Raw genomic sequence first — 543 nt, forward strand, 5'->3', positions numbered from 1 at the left:
CCACACGTATCAAATGGAATTGGAACCAAATCAATAGATGATGAAGGGGTAGAAACTAGAAAAAGGAATTTAATAGAAAAAGGAATTTTCAAAAATACATTTTCAAATCTTTATGACAGCTATAAAGAAAAAAGTCAATCAACAGGTAATGGATTAAGAATTGGATCCCCATTAGGAAGGAGTTCAGAACCAATACCAATTTCAGCACCACATAATCTGAGAGTGGATTCTGGTAATAGAACACAAGATGAGATGATAAAAAATACAAAACATGGCTTGCTAGTAGGAAGATTATGGTATACATACGCAATTAATCCAATCAAGGGAGATTTTTCATGTACGGCAAGAAGTGGAATAAAAATTATCAAAAATGGTGAAATCAAGGGTCCAGGCAAATCAGTTAGAATAATCCACAATCTTCCAACCATGTTGAAAAATATTTCAGAGATTGGAAACAACCCACGAAATGTAATTCAATGGGCATCACTTCCATCAATTGCACCATCAATTAAAGTGGAAAATATATCAGTTAACAGCATTTAA

1 protein-coding gene is annotated in these 543 nt (G+C 33.1%); it reads left to right on the plus strand.

From position 1 onward, the window contains the following. A partial coding sequence (locus tag BD31_RS09285) for a TldD/PmbA family protein (protein ID WP_008301647.1) occupies positions 1–543 on the plus strand: 543 nt, incomplete at its 5' end.

Origin of the sequence: Candidatus Nitrosopumilus salarius BD31 (genome assembly GCF_000242875.2) — an archaeon.
GTDB classification, from domain to species: domain Archaea; phylum Thermoproteota; class Nitrososphaeria; order Nitrososphaerales; family Nitrosopumilaceae; genus Nitrosopumilus; species Nitrosopumilus salarius.